This window comes from Streptomyces sp. NPDC046870 (genome assembly GCF_040704595.1).
In the GTDB taxonomy this organism is placed as follows: Bacteria; Actinomycetota; Actinomycetes; order Streptomycetales; family Streptomycetaceae; genus Streptomyces; species Streptomyces argyrophylli.
Genome location: NZ_JBEYXM010000012.1, coordinates 46,024 through 67,767, shown reverse-complemented (window position 1 = coordinate 67,767; position 21,744 = coordinate 46,024). Strand labels below are relative to the sequence as shown.

The window sequence follows — 21,744 nt, the reverse complement described above, 5'->3', positions numbered from 1 at the left end:
CCGCACGCGCCAGCAAGGAGACAAGGTGATCAGCAAGCAATCGACGGGCGAACGGCTCCTCCTGGAGGAGTTACCCGAACGCTGGCGTGGCTTACACGAGGCCGGGCCGGTGCGGTACGACGAGACGCAGGGCGTCTTCCAGGTGCTGGACCACGAGACCGTCGCCACGGTGCTCGCCGATCCGGCGACGTACTCCTCCGACATGTCCTCCCTCGCGCCCACCCAGTCCGACTTCGAGACCTTCCGGCAGGGCAACTTCGTCGGCATGGACCCGCCGGAGCACCGCAAGCTCCGCACCCTGGTGAGCCAGGCGTTCACCCCCCGGGTGGTCCAGGGGCTCGGCCCCCGCATCGAGGCCGTCTGCGCGCGGCTGCTGGACGCCGTCGCCGACCGCGACCGGTTCGACCTGGTCGACGCGCTGGCCTATCCGCTGCCGATCATCGTCATCGCCGAACTGCTCGGCATCCCGGCGGAGGAACACCGCCTCTTCCAGGAGTGGGCGAGCGTCCTGTTCGGCGGCGACCAGCTCGGCGAGGCGCCCGACATGGCCGACCTGGAACGGGCGCTGGAGGCCATCGCGCCCACCGTGCGCGAGATGAACGGCTACATGCTCGACCACATCCGAGCCCGCCGTGCCGACCCCGGTGACGACCTGACCAGCAGACTCATCGCCGCCGAGGTGGACGGCGTCCGCCTCGCCGACCAGGAGATGGTGGGCTTCGTGGCCCTGTTGCTGGTCGCCGGGCACATCACCACCACCGCGCTGCTGGGCAACGCCGTCGTCACCTTCGACCGGCACCCCGGTACGAGCGCCGCGCTGCGCGCCGACCCCGCGCGGATCCCGGCCGCCGTCGAGGAGGTGCTGCGCTGGCTGCCCCCGTTCCCGGAGCTGGGCCGCCGCGTCACCCGGCCCGTGGTCCTCGGCGGCCACGAGATCGCGGCCGACACCCTGCTCATGGCCCATCTGGGCGCCGCCAACCGGGACCCCGCCCGCTTCCAGGCGCCCGACGTCTTCGACGTGACCCGGCACCCCAACCCGCATCTGACCTTCGGGCACGGCATCCACTTCTGTTTCGGCGCGCCCCTGGCCCGGCTGGAGGCGCGGATCGCCCTGCGGATGTTGCATGAACGATTCCGCATGCTGGCGATCCCCTCCTACGAGGACATCGCCTACCAGAATCCGGCCGTGATCATCGGCGTACGGCAGCTGCCCGTCGAGGTCCGCAGACCGTAGCCCGAGCGCACCAGCGCACCGGCCGGCCCCGCCACCGCTCGGACACGGGCCCGGACCGGCACACCCGCACATGAGACCCACCCAACGGGAGTCCCCTTCTCATGCCGTACACCATCCCCACCGCTCCGGCCGCCTCCCGGCCGCCGTCCCTGTTACGCCGGGAGATACAGGACCGCCTTGCGGCACTCGCCCGTACCCACCGGGTGCCCGGCGCCCAACTGGCCCTGGACACCGGCACGGACGTCATCGCCGTGCACACCGGTACCGCGGACGTCACGACCGGCAGCCCCTTCACCGACGACACGGCGGTCCCGCTGGGCTCGCTCACGAAGCCCTGCACCGCGGCGCTCGTCATGCTCCTGGCCGACGACGGCGACCTGGACCTGGACGAACCCGCCGCCGCCCACCTCCCCGAGCTCGGCGCGGTCCCCGAGGTGACGGTACGTCACCTTCTGAGCCACACCGGCGGGTTGCCGACCGGACCGGACTCGGACACCGCCGCCACGACCACCGCCCCCCGCTATCTCGCCGCCGTGTGCACCGCCCGCGACGCGCTGTTCCCGCCGGGGACCGACTTCTCCTACTCCAACGCCGGCTACGTCGCCGCCGGACGCCTGGTGGAGACGGTCACCGGCATGCCCTGGCACGAGGCGGTACGGGCGCTGCTCCTCGAACCCCTCGGCGTGACACCCGCGTTCATCGGCGACCCCGCGCCCGGTCGGCACACGGCCACCGGGCACGCCGTCAACGCCCGGACCGGACAGATCCGTCCGGCCCTGCAGAACCTGGCGCCGCTGGAGGCACCGGCCGGAGCACTGCTCGCGAGCGCCCGGGACCTCGTCGCGTTCGGCAACGCGCTGATCGGCCGCGGGGACCTGCTGCCGCCCGCCGTCGCCAAGGAGATGCGCCGCCCCGAGACCGCCGCCCGGCCGGGCACCCTGGCCGACGGCTGGAGCCCCGGGCTCGCCCTCTACGAGCGGGACGAGCGCGTCTGGTGCGGGCACGACGGCAACGCCCAGGGCACGTCCTGCCATCTGCGGGCCGACGCGGAGAGCGGGGTGGTGGTCGCCTTCACGGGCAACGCCGGGGGCGCCACCGCGCTGTGGCGCGACCTCACGGAGGAACTGGGCCGGCTGACCGGCGTGCGGGTGCCCGCCGGCACCCCGACCGCGGACCGGGGGCGTCCCGTCGCCCTGCCCGAGTGCGCCGGCACCTACCGCAACGGCACCACGACCTACCGCATCGCGCCCGGCCCCGACGGCTCGCCCGCCCTGTCGGTGGACGGTGACCTGCCCCTGCCGCTGGTCTGCTACGCCGACCTCTCCTGCGACCTGGTCGATCCCGGCACCGGGTGCCTCGAACCCGGAGGCCGTTTCCACCGCGATCCGGCCACCGGGAGGATCGAACGGGTGCAGATCTCCGGCCGCACGGCCCGCCGTACCGACCCCGACTGAACAGGGGTGCCCGCCGGCCCGGGCCGGGGTGCCGGCCCCGGTGCGTCCCCGCCGGCGCCTCGGCCGACTCGGGCCCCGGGCCGTGAGGCGGCGGTGCCGATTCCGGTCCAGCCGCTGATCCGGTGGCCGGTTCCGGCCTGTCTCCGCCCGGTCCGGGTGCATCCGGGTGGCCCCGGTGCCGGCCGCCGGGACCGGTGGCCGGCACCGGCCGGGCGGCACACCTGAACGTGCCCTCCGCTCTCCCCGGCACAGCCGGCCGGCCCCGGCACGCCGTGCCGCACCCCGCACCGCCCGCACCCCCGGTGTGTCACCCCGAGCCCACGCACGGCCCCCCTCGGCGGGGCCGGGATCGTCCGCGCCGCATCGTCCCGCTCTCCAAAGGACTTCACCCATGACGGACCTGCACGACAAGCCCGCACCGGCGTCCTCCCTGCCGCCGCAGGCCGGCTCCGCCGCCGACGCCTCGGAGAGCGCGGCCGCCGTGGCGCACCCGACGCTCGGCGAGCTGTTCACCGCGTGGGTGGCCCGCACCCCGGACGCCCCGGCGCTCACCGACGGCCGGCGGACCTGGAGCTACCGCGAACTCGCCGCCCGCGCCGACCGCTTGGCCGTACACCTCGCCCGGCGAGGAGCCGGTCCCGACCGGATCGTCGCCCTGGTCCTGCCGCGCTCCATGGAACTGGTCGCGGCCGAGCTGGCCGTCGCCCGGGCAGGTGCCGCGTTCCTGCCCGTGGACCCGGCCTATCCCGCCGAGCGCCGCGCGCTGATGCTCGCCGACGCCGCGCCCGCCGTCACCCTCGACGACCCGCGCCGCGTCCGCGAGTTGCTGGACACCGGCGACAGCCGGGGACACGAGGCCGACGCGGTCGTCCCTGCCGGCGCCGACCACGCCGCCTACGTCATCTACACCTCCGGCTCCACCGGTACCCCCAAGGGCGTGACCGTCACCCACCGCGGCATCGGCGGCTTCACCGCTGCCGCCGCCGAACGGTACGCGGTGGGCCCCGGCGACCGCGTGCTGCAGTTCTCCTCGCCGAGCTTCGACGCCTCCGTGCTGGAGCTGTTCGTCTCGGTGCTGGCCGGCGCCACCCTCGTCGTACCGCCGCACGGCCCCTGGCTCGGTGACGAACTCGCCGCGGTCCTCGACGAGCACCGCATCACCCACGCCCTCATCCCGCCGGCCGCGCTGGCCACCCTGCCGGACCCCGCGCGGGGCACCGGCCGCCATCTGCGCACGCTGATCGTGGGCGCGGAGGCCTGCCCCGCCACGCTGGTCGACCGCTGGGCCCCCGGGCGCCGCATGATCAACTCGTACGGCCCGACCGAGGCCACCATCGTCGCCACCTGGACCGGGCCGCTCACCGCCGGCCAGGGCACGCCGACGATCGGCGGCGCCCTGCCGCACACCCGGGTGCACGTCCTCGACGCCGCGCTGCGCCCCGTACCGGACGGCGCGGACGGCGAGCTGTTCATCGGCGGCGACGCGGTGGCCCGCGGTTACCTGGGCCGCCCGGGCCTGACCGCGGCCCGCTTCGTCCCCGACCCCTTCGGCCCGCCCGGAGCCCGTCTGTACCGCACCGGGGACCGGGCGCGCTGGACCGCCGACGGGGAACTGGAGTTCCTGGGCCGGCTCGACCGGCAGGTGAAGGTCCGCGGCTTCCGTATCGAACCCGGCGAGATCGAGACGGCGCTGCGCCGCGCCGGCGCCGGCAGCGTCGGCGAGGCCGTGGTCGTGGTCCGGGAGGACGAGCCGGGCCACCAACGCCTCGTCGGCTACGTCACCCCCGCCGGCCAGGGCGCCGCCGACCCCGCCGCCCCCGCCCCCTCCGGTCCTGCGCGCCCCCTGGACCCGGCGGCCCTGCGCTCGGCCGTGGCCGCCGTCCTGCCCGCCCACATGGTGCCGTCCGCCGTCGTGGTGCTCGACCGGATGCCGCTCACCCCGCAGCACAAGATCGACCGGCGGGCCCTGCCCGCGCCGGGGCGCACGGTCACGCAGGACCGGGTCGCGCCGCGGTCGGCGGGCGAGCGTGCCCTCGCCCGGATCTGGGCGGAGGTGCTGGGCGTCGACGCGGTCGGGGTGACGGACGACTTCTTCGACCTGGGCGGCGAATCGATCCTCGCCGCCCGCGCGCTGGCCCGGATCCGGGACGAGCTCGGTGTCCGGCTGACCGTCCGGGACGTCTTCACCGCGCGGACGGTCGCCGCCCTGGCCCCCCTGCTGGGCGACCCGTCGGCCGCCGCGCCGCCGGAACCGATACCGCCGGCGCCGCGCGAGGGCGCCCTGCCCCTGTCCAGCGCGCAGCGGCGGCTCTGGTACCTCGACGACCTCACCGAGGGCGGCACCGAGTACAACACCGGCGTGTCCCTGCGGCTGCGCGGACCCCTGGACCCCGACGCGCTCGGCCGCTCCCTGCACCGCCTCGCCGCCCGCCACGCCTCCCTGCGCACCACGTTCACCACGGCCGGCGGACAGGGCGCCCAGCGTGTCGCACCGGAGGCGGACCTGCCCCTGCGCACGGCGGACCTCACCGGCGTACCCGGGGCGTGCCGTCCGGACGCGGCGGAGGCGCTGCTCACCGAGGAACTGGGCCGTCCCTTCGACCTGACGGCCGGCCCGCTCACCCGGGCGCTGCTCGTCCGGCTCGCCGCCGAGGACCACCTGCTGCTCCTGGCCCAGCACCACATCGTCACCGACGGCTGGTCCGTGGGCATCCTCACCCGCGAACTCGCCGCCCTCTACCACGCGGAGACCACCGGCGAACCCGACGGCCTGCCGCGGCCCGCCGTGCAGTACCCGGACTTCGCCGTCTGGGAGCGGCGGCAGCGTTCCACCGAGGCCGACACGGAGGACCTGGCCTACTGGAGACGTCACCTGGCGGGCATGCAGCAGCTGGAGCTGCCCACCGACCGGCCGCGTCCCGCCGTGCGCACCACCGCCGGAGCGGCCCACCGGCACCCGCTCCCCGCCGAGCTGGTGACCCGGCTGCGGCAACTGGCCGCAGGGCGCGGCACCACGGTGTTCACCCTCTTCGCCGGCGCCTCCGCGCTGCTGTTCTCCCGCTACTCGGGCCAGCGGGACGTCGCGTTCGGCACCGTCACCACCGGGCGCGGGCGGCGTGACCTGGAGGACGTGCCGGGCTTCTTCGCCAACACGGTGGTGCTGCGGGGCGAGGTCGACGAACGGGCCACCGTGGACCGGTTCGTGGAGAGCGTGCGGACGACCGTGCTGGACGCCTTCGCCCACGACGGGGTGCCGTTCGACCGGGTGGTCGAGGAGCTGGCACCGCCCCGCGACCCGAGCCGCACCCCGCTGGTGCAGGCCCTCGTCGTGCAGCAGACCGCGCTGCCCGTGCCGCCCCGGTCCGGCGGGCTGCGCCTCGCCGAGCACCCGCTGCCCCGCCCCGCCGCCCGCTTCGACCTGGTCCTGGAGTTCTCACCGGACCAGGACGGCGGCTGCGTGCTGACCGCCGAGTTCAACACGGACCTGTTCGACGCCGCCACCGTGGCCCGGCTGACCGCCCATCTGCACCGCCTGCTGGAAGGCATGGCGGACGGACCGGGCCGCACGCTCGCCGAGCTGCCCATGCTCTCGGCCGAGGAACAGCGCACCCTGACCGACGCCTGGAACCCGCCCGCCCACCGCTGCCGGGACACCCGCCACGGCACGCTGCCCGACCTGTTCCGCGCCCAGGCGGCCCGGACCCCCGGCCGTACCGCCGTGATCTGCGGCGCGGACCGGCTGGACTACGCCGAGGTGGCCCGGCGCGCCAACCGGCTGGCCCGGCTGCTCCTCGCGCGCGGCGCGGGCCCGGAGACCCTGGTCGCGCTGTGCCTGCCGCGCACCGCCGACCTCGTGCCCGTGCTGTGGGCCGTGCTCGCCTCGGGCGCGGGCTACCTCCCCGTCGACCCCGGCTATCCGGCCGAACGCGTCCGGCTCATGCTCGACGACGCCCGGCCCGCCCTCGTCCTCGCCACCCGGGAGACGGCCTCCGCCCTGCCCGCCGACTGCGCCCCCCTCCTCCTGGAGGACTGCGCCGGCCCGGCCGTGCCCGACACGGACCTCACCGACGCCGACCGGCCCCGGCCGCTGCTGCCGGACCATCCCGCGTACGTCATCTACACCTCCGGTTCCACCGGCCGCCCCAAGGGAGTCGTGGTCACCCACCGCACGGTCGCCGCACTGGCCGCGTGGACGAAGGAGCGGTTCGGGACCGCCGGCCTGGACCACGTGATCGCCTCCACCTCCCTCAACTTCGACGTCTCCGTCTTCGAGCTGCTGTGCCCGCTGACGGCCGGCGGCACCGTCGAGGTGGTCCCCGACCTGCCCGCCCTCGCCGACGGCACCGGCCCCCGGCGCGCCGGGCTGCTCAGCGGAGTCCCGTCCGTCGTCTCCCGCCTGATCGCGGCCGGCACGGCGCCCGTCACCGCGGACACCGTCGTGCTGGCCGGTGAGGCCCTGCCCGAGCAGACGCTGCGGGACCTGCGCGCCGCCCTTCCCGAGTGCCGTGTCGCCAACCTCTACGGGCCCACCGAGGCCACCGTGTACGCCACCGCCTGGTTCGCCGGTGACCGGCTGCCCGAACAGGCCCCGCCCATCGGCGGACCCGTGGCGCTCACCCGGGCCTACGTCCTCGACGGCTGCCTGCGCCCCCAGCCGGTCGGCGTCACCGGCGAGTTGTACCTCGGGGGCGGCGGCCTGGCCCGCGGCTACCTGCACCGGCCCGGACTGACCGCCGCCCGGTTCGTCGCCGACCCGTTCGGCGCGCCGGGGGAGCGCATGTACCGCACCGGCGACCTGGTGCGCCGCCGTGCCGACGGCGCACTGGAGTACGTCGGCCGCATCGACCAGCAGGTCAAGGTGCGCGGCTTCCGGATCGAACTGGGCGAGGTCGAGGAGGCGCTGCGCCGCTGCGCGGGGGTCACCGAGGCGGCGGCCACCGTCGCCACCGACGCCGACGGCCACCGGCGGCTGGCCGGATACGTCGTCCCGGCCGCCGGGCAGCGGGTCGAACCCGAGGCCGTACGCCGGGAGCTCGGCCGCACCCTGCCCGCCTCCATGGTGCCCTCGGCCGTCGTCGTGCTCGACACCCTGCCGCTCAACCCCAACGGCAAGCTCGACCGCGCCCGGCTCCCCGACCCGGGCCCCGCCGTGCGCGCGGTACGGCACGTCGCGCCCCGCACGCCCACCGAACGTGCGCTCACCGCGATCTGGGCCGAGGTGCTGCGCGTGGAACGCGTCGGCGTCGACGACAACTTCTTCGAACTCGGCGGCGACTCCATCCTCAGCATCCAGGTGGTGGCCCGCGCCCGGCAGGAGGGGCTGTCGCTGACCTCCCGGGACGTCTACCGGCACCAGACGGTCGCCGCCCTCGCCCGCTGCGCGGACGCCGCCCGGGGTCCCCGCGAGGCCGCCCCCGCCCCGGAGGCGGCCACCGGCCCGGCCCCCCTGACACCCATCCAGCACTGGCTGTTCGAGACCGCCGCCGCACGCGCCGGCCACTACGCCCAGGCGCTGTCCGTCCGCGTGCCGGACGACCTGGACCCGGCGGCGCTGGAAGACGCGCTGAACGACCTGGTCGCCCACCACGACGCCCTGCGCTCCCGTTTCGTCACCGACGGCAGCGGCACCGGCGTCCGCTGGCACATCGAGGACCGGGCGCCCCGGATCCACCTCGCCCGCCACACCGGCCCGGACACGGACACCCCGCACTTCGGCCCCTTCGACCTCGCCCGCGGCCCGCTGCTGCGGGCCGTGCTGCACGACGACGCAACCGGCCGCCCCCGAGCCCTGCACCTCGCCGTCCACCACCTGGTCGTCGACGGGGTGTCCTGGCGGGTGCTGCTGGAGGACCTGGACCGTGCCTACCGGGCCCGCCGGGCCGGCGACGACGGCGCGGCGGCGCTGCCCGCGAAGTCCTCGGCCCTGCGGGAGTGGGCCCGCCGGCTGGCCGCGCACGCGGCGGACGGCGGCTTCGACGACGAACGGGAGTACTGGACCCGGGCCGTCCCGCAGACCGGTCCCGTGGTGCCGGCGAGCGACCCCGGCGCGGACGGCTCCCCGCACGCGAACACCTACGCATCCCAGCGCGCCGTCACCGTGCGCCTGAGCCCCGAGGACACCTCCGCCCTGCTGCGCACCCTGCCCGACACCTACCGCACCCAGGCCAACGACGTCCTGCTCGGCGCCCTCGGCCGGGCGCTGTGCGCCTGGAGCGGCAAGGACCGGGTGGTGGTCGACGTCGAGGGGCACGGCCGCGAGGAACTCTTCCCCGAACTGGACATCAGCCGCACGGTCGGCTGGTTCACCACCCGGTACCCCGTCGCGCTCGCCGTCCCCGAGGACGCCGGCTGGGACGCCGTGCTCAAGCGGGTCAAGGAGCAGCTGCGCGCCGTACCCCGGCACGGCCTGGGCCATGACGCGCTGCGCCGCCTGACGGATCCCGCCACGGCCCCGCGCACCCCCGAGGCGCAGATCAGCTTCAACTACCTCGGCCGGATGGGGCTGCCGGAGGACCCGGACGGCCTCTACCGGTGCACCGTGCGGCCACTGGAGCTGGACGCCGACCCGGCGGCCGAGCGCCCGCACGCCCTGGAGGTCGTCGGCCGGCTCACCGGCGACACGCTGGAGTTCACATGGTTCTACTCCGGCCGGCTGCACCGGGAGGACACGGTCGCCGGGCTGGCGGGCCGCTTCGCCGACGCGCTGGCCGACCTGGCCCGGTACGCCGCCCGGCCCGGAGCCGCCGGGCGCACGCCGTCCGACTTCCCGCTGGCCCGGCTCGACCAGGCCGCGGTGGACCGGATCACCGGCGCGGACCCGGCGGCGGTCGCGGACGTGTACCCGCTCACGCCCACCCAGGCGGGCATGCTCTTCCACGGCCTGTCCCAGGACGACCGCGGTGTCTACTTCCAGCAGCTGACCTTCGTCCTGGACGGCGTGCCCGACCCGCGGACCCTCGCCGCCGCCTGGCAGCACGTCACCGACCGCACCGAGGTGCTGCGCGCCGGCGTCGTGTGGCAGGACGTGCCCGAGCCGCTGCTGGTGGTGCGGCGCCACGCGGCGGTACCGGTCACCCACCTGGACTGGCGCGACCTGACCGACGGCGAGCGCCGCGCCCGGCTGGACGACGTACTGGCCCGTGACCGCGCCGACGGCATCGACCTCGGCCGCGCCCCGCTCCAGCGGCTGCTCCTCGCCCGCCTCTCCGACACCGAGGTGCGCGTGGTGTGGTCCTTCCACCACCTGCTCCTGGACGGCTGGAGCCTGTTCCAGGTGCTCTCGGACGTCTTCGCCCACCACGCCGGCGGCGACCCCGGCGCCCTCCCGGACCGCCCGCCCCACCGCGACTACGTCGGCTGGCTGCGCGGGCGCGACCCGGGCGCCGCCGAACGGCACTGGCAGCGCCGCCTGTCCGGCCTGACCGAGGCCACCCCGCTGCCGTACGACCGTGAACCGCGCGAGGCCCACCGCGCCGAGTCCACGCACGCCGTCCGGGTCACGCTGCCCGCGGCCACCAGCCGGGCGCTGGAGGAACTGGCCCGGACCTCCGGGCTGACCCTGAACACCCTGGTGCAGGGCGCCTGGGCACTGCTGCTGGCCCGGCAGTCGGGCCGGGACGAGGTGGTGTTCGGCACCACCGTGTCCGGACGGCCGCCCGAGCTGCCCGGCGCCGAGGCCATGACCGGCCTGTTCATCACCACCCTGCCCACCCGCGTCACCGTCCCGGAGACCGGCACCCTGCTCGGCTGGCTGCGCACGCTGCAACAGGACCAGAGCGAGGACCGGCGCTTCGACCACCTGCCGCTGACCCGGATGCGGGCGTTCACCGAACTTCCCGAGCGGGTCGGCCTGTTCGACAGCATCGTCGTCTTCGAGAACTATCCGGTGGACGACGACCTCGCCGCCGCCCACGGACTGCGCCTGAGCGGCCTGGAGGGCATCGAGACCACCAACTACCCGCTGAGTCTCACCGCCTACCCGGGCACCGGGCTGACCCTGCGCCTCGGCTACGACCCCGAGCTGTTCGACGCGGCGACCGCCGAGCGGATGGCCGAGTACCTGACCGTCCTGCTCACCGGGATGCCCACCGGCCCGGCCCGTCCGCCCGCCCGGCTCCCGCTGCTCACCGCCGACCGCCGCGCACAGGTGCTGCGCGCCTGGAACGACACCGCCACCCCTCTGCCCGACGCCACCGTCGCGGACCTCTTCGCCGCGCAGGTGCGCCGTACTCCCGGCGCGGTCGCCGTGGAGGCCGGTGCCGAGCGCCTGACGTACCGCGAACTCGACGCCCGGGCAGCGGAGCTGGCGGCCCGGCTGGCAGGGCTGGGCGTACGCCCGGAGTGCCCGGTCGGGGTGCTCATGGACCGCCGCGTGGAGCTGATCGTCACCCAGCTGGCGCTCGTCCGCACCGGCGGGGTGTACGTGCCGCTGGACGGCCGGGCCCCCGTCGAGCGGCTGCGCCGGACGCTCGCCGAGGCCGGGGCCGGGCTGCTGCTCACCGACGCCGGGTGGGAGGAGACGGCCCGGGAGGCGCTGCCCGGCGACGGCGTCCTGCGCGTGGACGACACCTCCGGCACCGACCGCCCCACGGCCCCCGCCCACACCGTCCACCCGGACAACGTCCAGTACCTGATGTTCACGTCCGGCTCCACCGGAACCCCCAAGGGCGTCGCGGTGCGTCAGCGCGACGTCGCCGCGCTCGCCCTGGACCGGGCGTTCGCCGGGCACGACCGGGTCCTCGTGCACTCGCCGCACGCCTTCGACGCCGCCACCTACGAGGTGTGGGTGCCGCTGCTGCGCGGCGGTACGGCCGTGCTCGCCCCGCCCACCGACCTGGACGCCACCGTGGTCCGCCGTGCCGTCGGGGAGCAGGGTGTCACCTGCCTGTGGCTGACGGCGGGGCTGTTCCGCCTGCTGGCCCAGGAGGACCCCGGCTGCCTGCGCGGAGCCCGCGAGGTGTGGACCGGCGGCGAGGCCGTACCGGGCGCGGTCGTGCGCCGGGTGCTGGACGCCTGCCCCGGACTGACCGTCGTGGACGGCTACGGCCCCACCGAGACCACCACCTTCGCCACCCGCCGCGCCTTCCGCTCCGGCGACCCGCTGCCCGCCGTCCTGCCCATCGGACGCCCGCTGGACAACACCCGCGTGTACGTCCTGGACGCGTCCCTCCAGCCGCAACCGCCCGGCGTTCCCGGCGAGTTGTACGTCGCCGGCGCCGGACTGGCGCGGGGCTACGCGGGCCGGCCCGGGGCGACCGCCGCCCGCTATGTCGCCGACCCCTTCGGCCCGCCCGGCACCCGGATGTACCGCACCGGCGACATCGTGCGCTGGAGCGCCGACGGCGAGCTGCACTTCGTCGGCCGCGCGGACGACCAGATCAAGATCCGCGGCTTCCGCGTCGAACCCGCCGAGATCGAGGCCCGCCTCACCGCCCACCCCGGCGTCGCGGAGGCCGTCGTCTCCCTGTACGAGGACGCCGGGCGCAAACGGCTTGCCGCCCACCTCGTGCCGGCCGGGGACGCCGAGGTGCCGTCCGCCGCCGAGCTGCGCGCCCACCTCTCGGCCGCACTGCCCGACTACATGCTGCCCGCCGCGTTCGTCACCGTGCCCGAGCTGCCGCTGACCGCCAACGGCAAGGTCGACCGGCGGCGGCTGCCCGCACCCGACTGGTCGGCGGGCGGCGAGCGGGCCCACCGGGCACCGCGCACCGAGACCGAGCGCGTCCTCGCCGGGATCTGGGCCGAGCTGCTCGGCCTCGAACAGGTCGGCGTCGACGACAACTTCTTCATGCTGGGCGGTGACTCCATCCTCAGCATCCAGGTGGTCTCCCGGGCCCGGGCCGCGGGGCTCACGCTCAGCCCGCGCGATCTCTTCCGGCACCCCACGGTGGCCGAACTGGCCGCCGCCGGCGACGGTGCCGCGCCCGCCGTCGCCGGTACCGGGCCGGTCGCCGGTCCGGCGGAGCTCACCCCCATCCAGCACTGGTTCCTGGACCCCCGCCCCGCGCACCCCGACTTCTTCAACCAGTCCGTCGTCATCGAGACGGCAGGCCCGGTGGACGAGGACGCCCTGCGCCGCGCCCTGACCGCGCTGTGGACCCACCACGACGCCCTGCGCGCGCGGTTCGTGCCCGACGGTGGCGGCTGGCGCCAGGACGTCGCCGCCGCCGACAGCCCGGTCCCCGGCCTGCTCCAGGTCCACGACGCCCGCGCCGAGGAACTCGTCACGGCGGCGGCCCACGCCGGACTCCGCCTGGACACGGGCCCGTTGTTCACCGCCCGCCTCTTCACCGCCGACGGCCCCCGCCCCGCCCGGCTGCTGCTGATCGCCCACCACCTGGTGGTCGACGGGGTCTCCTGGCGGATCCTGCTGGAGGACCTGGAGACCGCCTACCGGCAGGCCGCGTCCGGACAGCCCGTACGGCTGCCCGCCCGCACCACCTCCGCACAGGAGTGGGCCCGCCGGCTGCGCGAGCACGCCGACGTCTTCGCCGCCGGCCGCGCCCACTGGGAGGAGGCCGCCCGGGCCTGCGCCGGCCCGCTGCCCGTGGACGGCGACGGCGGCACCACCACGGCCGGCACCCGGGAGGTGACCGTACGGCTGGACCGCGACCGCACCGACGCCCTCCTGCGCCGCGTCCCCGGCGTCTACCGCACCCGCGTCGACGACGTCCTGCTCACCGCGCTGGGCCGGGTCCTCGCCGACTGGACCGGACGCGCCACCGTCGCCGTCGGCCTGGAGGGCCACGGCCGCGAGGACCAGCTGTTCGAGGACGTCGACCTGTCCCGCACGGTCGGCTGGTTCACCTCGCTCCACCCGGTCGCCCTCACCGTCCCGGCCGGGGACTGGGGCACCGCCCTGAAGTCGGTGAAGGAGCAGCTGCGGGCCGTACCCGACCGGGGACTCGGTTACGGCGTCCTGCGCCACCTGGCCCGCGACGCACGGCTCACCGGCACCCCCACGCCCGGTATCAGCTTCAACTACCTGGGCCGCTTCGACTGGTCCGCCGAGGGCGGCACCCTGATCGGGGCCGTGCCCGGCGGCCTCGGCGGCGCGGAGGCGCCCGGCACCGAGCGGCCGCACCTGCTGGACGTCGTGGCCCGGGTCGAGGACGACCGGCTGGAGATCACCTGGTACTACAGCGCCGGACGGCACCGGGAGGAGACCGTCACCGCGCTCGCCGAGGGCATGCTGCGGGCCCTCGGTGACATCGTCGCCCACTGCGCCCGCCCGGACGCGGGCGGCCGTACCCCCTCGGACTTCCCGCTGGCCCGCCTCGAACAGGCCGCCGTGGACCGGATCGCAGGGGACGGCCGGGACGTCGCCGACATCTACCCGCTGACGCCGATGCAGGCGGGCATGCTCTTCCACAGCCTGCTCGAGCCGGCCGGCCGCACCTACGTCAACCAGGTGCAGCTGGTGCTGTCCGGCGTCACCGACCCGCACGTGCTCGCCGAGGCGTGGCAGCACACCGCCGACGCCAACACGGTGCTGCGCACCGGGCTGGTGTGGCAGGAGACCCGGGAACCGCTCCAGGTCGTCCGGCACCGCGCCACCGTGCCCGTCACCCACCTCGACTGGACCGGGTGGCCCGCCGACCGCGAGGCGCGCGAGCTGGACCGGCTGGTCGCCGAGGACCGGCGGGCCGGCATCGACCTGGGCACCGCGCCCCTGATGCGGCTGACGCTGATCCGGCTGGCACCGGACCGGGTCCGCGTGCTGTGGACGTTCCACCACGTCCTGCTCGACGGCTGGAGCGCGGCCCAGGTCTTCGACGAGGTGTGCGAGCGGTACGCGGCCCTCGTCTCCGGGCGCCGCCCGCAGGTGCCCGAGCGCCGGCCCTTCGCCGACCATGTGCGCCTGCTGGCCGGGCGGGACACCGGCCGGGCCGAACAGTACTGGCGGGAGGCGCTCGCCGGGTTCCAGGCGCCCACCGAGCTTCCCCGCGACCGGCGGCCCGCCGAGGCCCACCGCGCCACCTCCTCCGGGTCGGTGCGGATGACCCTCTCCCCGGACGTCTCGGCGCGCCTGCGGGACACCGCCCAGCGGGCCGGGCTGACCCTCAACACGGTCCTCCAGGGCGCCTGGGCGCTGCTGCTGTCCCGCTACGGGGGCGGCGACGACGTCGTGTTCGGTACGACCGTCTCCGGACGGCCCGCCGACCTGCCGGGCGTCACCACGATGGTCGGCCTGTTCATCAACACCCTGCCCACCCGGGCCCGCGTCGACGGGCGGCGCCCGCTGCTGGACTGGCTGCGCGACCTCCAGGCCGCCCAGTCCGAGGCCAGGCGACACGACTTCGTCTCGCTGGCCCAGGTGCAGTCCTGGAGCGACGTGCCCGGCGGCACCGGCCTGTTCGACTCCATCGTCGTCTTCGAGAACTACCCCTTCGACGAGGGCGCGCCGGCCCGGTACGGCCTGGCCATGGAGCAGGAGCGGGACCTGGAGCCGACCAGCTACCCGCTCAGCGTGGTCGTCGAGCCCGGGGACACCCTGACCGTGCACCTGGACTACGACCCGGCCGCGTTCGACACCCGCACGGTGGAAGGGCTCGGCGAGAGCCTGCGCACCCTGCTGACCGGCATGGCCGACGACCCCGGCCGCCGCCTGGCCGACCTGCCGCTGCTGGACCCGGCCGCGGGGCGGGCGCTGGCCGGCCGGTTCGGCGGCCGGACCGCCGAGGCACCGCGCGACACGCTGCCCGGGGCGTTCCGGCGCCAGGCCGAACGCACCCCGGACGCCCCGGCCGTCCGCCACGGCGACACCTGCCTCACCTACCGCGAACTCGACGCGCGCTCCAGCCGGCTGGCCCGGCGGCTCATCGCCGCCGGCGCCGGACCCGAACGCTTCGTCGCCCTGTGCCTGCCCCGCACCGCCGACCTGGTCGTGGCGCTCCTCGCCGTGCTGAAGAGCGGCGCGGCCTATCTCCCGGTCGACCCCCAGTACCCGGCCGAGCGCGTCGCGTTCCTCTTCGAGGACGTACGCCCCGACGCCGTCGTCACGGCCACGCAGACCGCCGGCCGGCTGCCCGAGGGGCCGTTCACCCGCATCCTGCTGGACGCGGGTCCCGGTGCCGACGTGCCGGACACCCCGGTCGGTGACGGCGAGCGGCGCGGCCCGCTGCTGCCCGGACACCCCGCCTACGTCATCCACACCTCCGGTTCCACCGGCCGGCCCAAGGGCGTCGTCGTCAGCCACGCGTCCGTGCTGGCCCTGACCGACTGGGCGGCGGCCGAGTTCACCGGCCGGGGCCTGGCACACGTGGTGGCCTCGACCTCGCTCAACTTCGACGTGTCGGTGTTCGAGATCTTCTCGCCCCTGCTGTCCGGCGGCTGCGTGGAGGTCGTCCGCGACCTGCTGGCCCTCGCCGAACGTCCCGGACCCTGGCGGGCCGGACTGCTCAGCGCGGTGCCGTCGGCCCTGGACCGGCTGCTCGCGGAGGACGCCGTGCGCATCACCGCGGACACCGTCGTCCTGGCGGGGGAGGGGCTGCCCGCCCGGACCGTGCGCCGGGTCCGCGACGCCGTCCCCGGCAGCCAGGTGCGCAACATCTACGGCCCCACCGAGGCCACCGTCTACGCCACCGCCTTCACCTGCGACCCGGCCGACCCCGACCGCGACCCGCCGATCGGCCGGCCGCTCGGCGGCGCCCGCGCCTACGTCCTGGACGAGCGGATGCGCCCGGTGCCCGTCGGGGCCCCCGGCGAACTGTTCCTGGCCGGAACCGGCGTCGCCCGCGGCTACCTGCGCCGGCCGGGTCTGACCGCGAGCCGCTTCCTGCCCGACCCGTTCGGGCCGCCCGGCAGCCGCATGTACCGCACCGGCGACCTGGTGCGCTGGACGGCCGACGGCGACCTCGTCTACCTCGGCCGCGGCGACGACCAGGTCAAGGTGCGGGGCTTCCGCATCGAACTCGGCGAGGTGGAGGCCGCGCTGGCCCGCCACCCGGCCGTGGCGGCGGCAGCGGCCCGGGTGGTGGAGGACGCGGGCCACCGCCGCCTGGTCGGGTACGCGGTGCCCCGCGAGGCGGCCCTGCCGGACCCCGCCGAACTGCGTGCCTTCCTCGCCCGCAGCCTCCCCGACCACCTGGTGCCCGCCCTCGTCGTCCCGCTGGAGCGGCTGCCCCTCGGGGCCACCGGCAAGCTCGACCGGCGGGCGCTGCCCGCGCCCGAGTGGGCCGCCACGGCCACCGGTGAGACGGGCCGGCCACCGCGCACCGAGGCCGAGCGCATCCTCGCGGACATCTGGTCGAAGGTGCTCGGCGTGCCCGAAGTCGGCGCCGACGACAACTACTTCACCCTCGGCGGCGATTCCGTCCTCGGCATCCAGGTCGTCTCGGCCGCCCGCCGGGCCGGGCTCGTCCTGACCCCCCGGCACCTGTTCACCCACCAGACCCTCGCCGGCCTGGCCGCCGTCGCCGAACGTGCGCCGGACGGACAGGGCCGCGGCGCCGCGGCCACCGTCGCCGAGCAGGGCCCGGTGACCGGCGACGCCCCGCTCACCCCCGTACAGCACTGGCTCCTCGGCACCCTCACCGGCGACCCCGCCCACTTCAGCCAGACGGTCGGCTTCGAGCTGGCCGCGGAACCGGACGAGGATCTGCTGCGGGCCGCCCTGGCCGCCGTACTGGAGCACCACGACGCGCTGCGGCTGCGCTTCGAGCCGGGCGGCGACGGGCGGTGGCGGCAGTACGGCGCCGCGCCGGGGGAGGAGGTCCACCTGGAGGTGCACCGGGGGACCGCGCCGCAGGAGGTGGCCGACGCGCTCGGCGCCGGGTTCGACCTGGCCGGCGGGCCGCTGCTGCGGGCCGCGCTGTGCCTGCCGGACGACGGCGGGGGCCGGCCGGTGCTGCTGCTGGCCGCCCACCACCTGGTCGTGGACGCCGTGTCCTGGCGGCTGGTCCTGGAGGACCTGGAGCACGCCCACCGCGCCCTGCGGGACGGCGAGCGGCCCGATCTCGGCGCCAAGAGCACCTCCTTCCGGGACTGGGCCCGGCGGCTCGCCGCGCACACCGAGGCGGGCGGCTTCGACGGCGAACTCGCCCACTGGCAGGCCCTGGACGCCCCCGCCGCGCTGCCCGCCGACCACCCCGGCGGCGCGAACACCGTCGCCGACGAGGACAGCGTCACCGCGGGACTGGACGCCGAGGAGACACGCCGGCTGCTCCAGGACGTGCCGGACGTGTACCGCACCCGCGTCAACGACGTCCTGCTGTGCGCGCTGGGCCGGGTCCTGGCCCGCTGGACCGGCCGGGACCGGGTGGCGGTGACCCTGGAGGGCCACGGCCGCGAGGAGCTGTTCGAGGACGCCGACCTCGCCCGGACCGTCGGCTGGTTCACCGCGATGTACCCGGTCGCCCTGGACGTGCCCCGGGACGCCGGCACCGGCACCGCGCTGAAGACCGTCAAGGAGAACCTGCGGGCCGTACCGCACGGCGGACTCGGCTACGGCGCCCTGCGCTTCCTGCGTCCCACGGCCGGAGCCGGGCTGCCCGACCTGCCGCCGGTCTGCTTCAACTACCTGGGCCGGCAGGACGGTACGCCGGTCCCCGGCGGCCTGCTGCACGCGCCCCACGGCGGCCTCACCGGCGGCATGGACCGCTCTGCGGAGCGCCCGTACCTCCTCGACGTCCTCGGCCGGGTCGCCGACGACCGGCTGGAGTTCACCTGGTCCTACTCACGGCAGGTGCACCGGCGCGAGACCGTCGCCCGGCTGGCGGCCGAACTGGCCGACGAACTCCGCGCGATCGTCCGCCACTGCGCCGAGCCCGGCGCCGGCGGCCGCACCCCCTCCGACTTCCCGCTCGCACCGCTGGACCAGGCGGCCGTCGACCGGCTCGTCGGCAGCGGAGCGGACGTCGCGGACGTGTATCCGCTCACGCCCACCCAGACCGGCATGGTGATGCACGGCCTCGACGACGCCGAAAACGGCCTCTACGTCGAGCAGATCACCTTCGTGGCGGACGGCGCCCGCGACCCGGGCACCCTGGCCGCGGCCTGGCGGCACGTCGTCGACCGCACACCCGTGCTGCGCACGTCCGTCGCCCTGCACGGCGTCCCCGTGCCGCTCCAGGTCGTCCACCGGAGCGTGACCCTGCCGGTCACCGAACTCGACTGGAGCGGACTCCCGGCGGACCGGCGGGACGCGGAACTGGAGCGCCTGCTCGCCGACGAGCGGGCCCGGGGCGTCGCCCTGGACCGGGCCCCGCTGCTGCGGCTCGCCCTGGTCCGGCTCGGCCCCGACGCGGTGCGCGTGGTGTGGACCTTCCACCACGTCCTGCTGGACGGCTGGAGCGTCTTCCACGTCCTGTCCGACGTCATGAACGCGCACGCCGCCCTCACCCGGGGCGAGCCGCCCCGGCTGCCCGAGCGCAGGCCGTTCGCGGACTACGCGGGCTGGCTGGCCGCCCGCGACACCGGCCCGGCGCTGGACCACTGGCGCGGTGTCCTGGCCGGCTTCGGCACGCCGACCCCGCTGCCCTACGACCGCAGGCCCGCCCCGGGCACCACGGCCCGCTCCGGGACCTGGCTGTCGCAGCGGCTCGACACCGGACGGACCCGGCTGCTGAAGGAGTTCGCCCGCCGGCACCGGCTCACCCTCAACACCGTGGTGCAGGGCGCCTGGGCGCTGCTGCTGGCCCGGTGGAGCGGGGAACGGGAGGTGTGCTTCGGCACGACCGTCTCCGGGCGGCCCGCCGACCTGCCGGGCGCCGACGGCATCACCGGACTGTTCATCACCACGCTGCCCGCCCGCACCGCGGTCGACGGCGCCGCCGACTGCGCCGGCTGGCTGCGCGCGGTGCAGGAGGCCCGGGCCGAGGACCGCCGCCACGACCACCTGCCCCTCAACACGCTGCACACCCTCGGCGAACTGCCCCCCGGCACGGCGCTGTTCGACAGCCTGGTGGTCTTCGAGAACTACCCGGTCGGCGACGCGACCGCCGGTGCGCACGGACTCGCCCTGCGGGACCTGGACGCCCGGGAGGCCACCAACTACCCGCTCACCGTGGTCGTCTCGCCCGGCGACCGGCTGGCCGTCGAACTCGGCTACGACCCCCGGTACTTCGATACGGCCACCGCCGAGTCCCTGGCCGGACAGCTGCTGCACACCCTGCACGCCCTGGCCGCCTCGGACGGCACCGCCCGCCTGGACGACCTCGACGTACTGCCGCCCGAGCAGCGCGACCGGCTGCTGCGCGGCCCGGCCCGCCCGGCGCTCGGCCCGGTGCCCGCCGCCACCCTGCCCGCGCTGGTGGAAACCGCCGTCGACCGGTGGCCCAGCGCGCCCGCGCTCGACGCGCCGGGCACGCTCCTCACCTTCGCGGAGGCCGAGGCGCGGGCCAACCGGCTCGCCCACCGGCTCATCGCCCGGGGCGCCGGCCCCGGCGACCTCGTCGCGCTGCTGCTGCCCCGCTCGGCGGACATGGTGCTGGCCCAGCTCGCCGTGACCAAGGCGGGCGCCGCGTTCCTGCCCGTCGACCCCGCCTACCCGGAGGAGCGGATCGCCCTGATGCTGCGCGACGCGGCCCCCGCCCTCACCCTCGACGCCAAGGAGGTCGCGGACCTGCTCGCCGCCCCGCCGGACGACGTGCCGGGACACCGGCCGGCCGACGCCGACCGGACCCGCCCGCTCGACCTGGACGACCCGGCCTACGTCATCTACACCTCCGGCTCCACCGGCACCCCCAAGGGCGTCGTCGTCACCCACCGCGGGCTCGCCGCGTTCTGCGCCGCCGAGGCCGCCCACTACCGGGTGGGCGCGGGCGACCGGGTGCTGGCCTTCGCCACGCCCAGCTTCGACGCCTCCGTGCTGGAGCTGTGCATGTCCCTGCCGCACGGCGCCCGGCTCGTCGTCCCCCCGCCGGGACCGCTGCTCGGCGCCCAGCTGGCCGACGTCCTGCGGGCCGGACGCGTCACGCACACCCTGCTGCCGCCGGCCGCGCTCGCCACCCTGCCCGACGGCACGCCCGGCACCCTGCCCGACCTGAAGACGCTGATCGTCGGCGCCGACGCGTGCGGGGCCGAACTCGTCGCCCGCTGGGCCCCGCACCACCGCATGGTCAACTCCTACGGCCCCACCGAGGCCACGGTCGTCGCCACCTGGTCGGCGCCCCTGGAGGCGGACGGCGCGGCACCGCCCATCGGCCGCCCGCTGCCCGCCACCCGCGCCTACGTCCTCGACGCCCGGCTGCGGCCCGTCCCCGACGGCGTCACCGGTGAACTCTGGCTGTCGGGGCCGGCGCTGGCCCGCGGCTACCTCGGCCGGCCCGGGCTGACCGCCGACCGGTTCCGCGCCGACCCGTTCGGGCCGCCCGGCACCCGCATGTACCGCACCGGCGACCTCGTGCGCCGCGACAGCGCGGGCGAACTGCACTACCTGGGCCGCACCGACCACCAGCTGAAACTGCGCGGCCACCGCATCGAGGCGGGCGAGGTCGAGGCCACCCTGGTCCGCCATCCGGGCGTGCTGGACGCCGTGGTGACCGTACGCGAGGACGAACCGGGCCTGCCCCGGCTGGTCGCCCACCTGCTCAGGGCCCCGGGCGCCGAACCGCCCACCGCCGCCGGACTCCGTGAGCTGGCCGCCCGGACCCTGCCCGCCCCCATGGTGCCCTCGGCGTTCGTGGTGCTGGACCGCTTCCCGCTCACCGAGAACGGCAAGACCGACCGGGCCGCCCTGCCCGCCCCGGCGCCGGCCGAGGAGCGGGCACCGTCCGGGTACGTCGCACCGCGCACGCCCACCGAGGAGGCGCTGGCGGCCCTGTGGGAGGAGGTCCTCCAGACGTCCGTGGGCGCCGAGGACGACTGGTTCGAGCTCGGCGGCGACTCCCTGCGCGCCCTGCTCGTCGCCTCCCGCGCCAACGACGCCTTCGGCGTCACGCTCACCCCCCGCGACGTCCTGGTCTCCCGGACGGTCGCCGCCCTGGCCGACCTCGTGGAGGAACAGGTGCTGAGTGAGCTGGAGGGCGCCGCCCACGGCGACGGCCCCGCGAACCGCCCCTACGAAGCCGACGCCGAAGACGCCGCTGCCGGCGGCCACGACCACGAACGGTGAGG

General features: G+C 76.3%; 3 protein-coding genes. All 3 read left to right on the top strand.

The window, feature by feature from the left end; genetic code table 11:
• The first annotated feature begins 25 nt into the window (after positions 1 to 25).
• Entirely contained in the window at positions 26 to 1,234 is a 1,209-nt protein-coding gene (locus AB0946_RS24555; RefSeq protein WP_366762802.1) for a cytochrome P450, read from the top strand.
• 101 nt (positions 1,235 to 1,335) lie between these two features.
• Positions 1,336 to 2,688 (top strand): serine hydrolase domain-containing protein, encoded by a 1,353-nt coding sequence (locus tag AB0946_RS24550; protein ID WP_366762801.1) that lies wholly within the window; start codon positions 1,336 to 1,338, stop codon positions 2,686 to 2,688.
• A gap of 391 nt (positions 2,689 to 3,079) precedes the next feature.
• Positions 3,080 to 21,742 (top strand): non-ribosomal peptide synthase/polyketide synthase, encoded by an 18,663-nt coding sequence (locus tag AB0946_RS24545; protein WP_366762800.1) that lies wholly within the window; start codon positions 3,080 to 3,082, stop codon positions 21,740 to 21,742.
• Positions 21,743 to 21,744 lie beyond the last annotated feature (2 nt).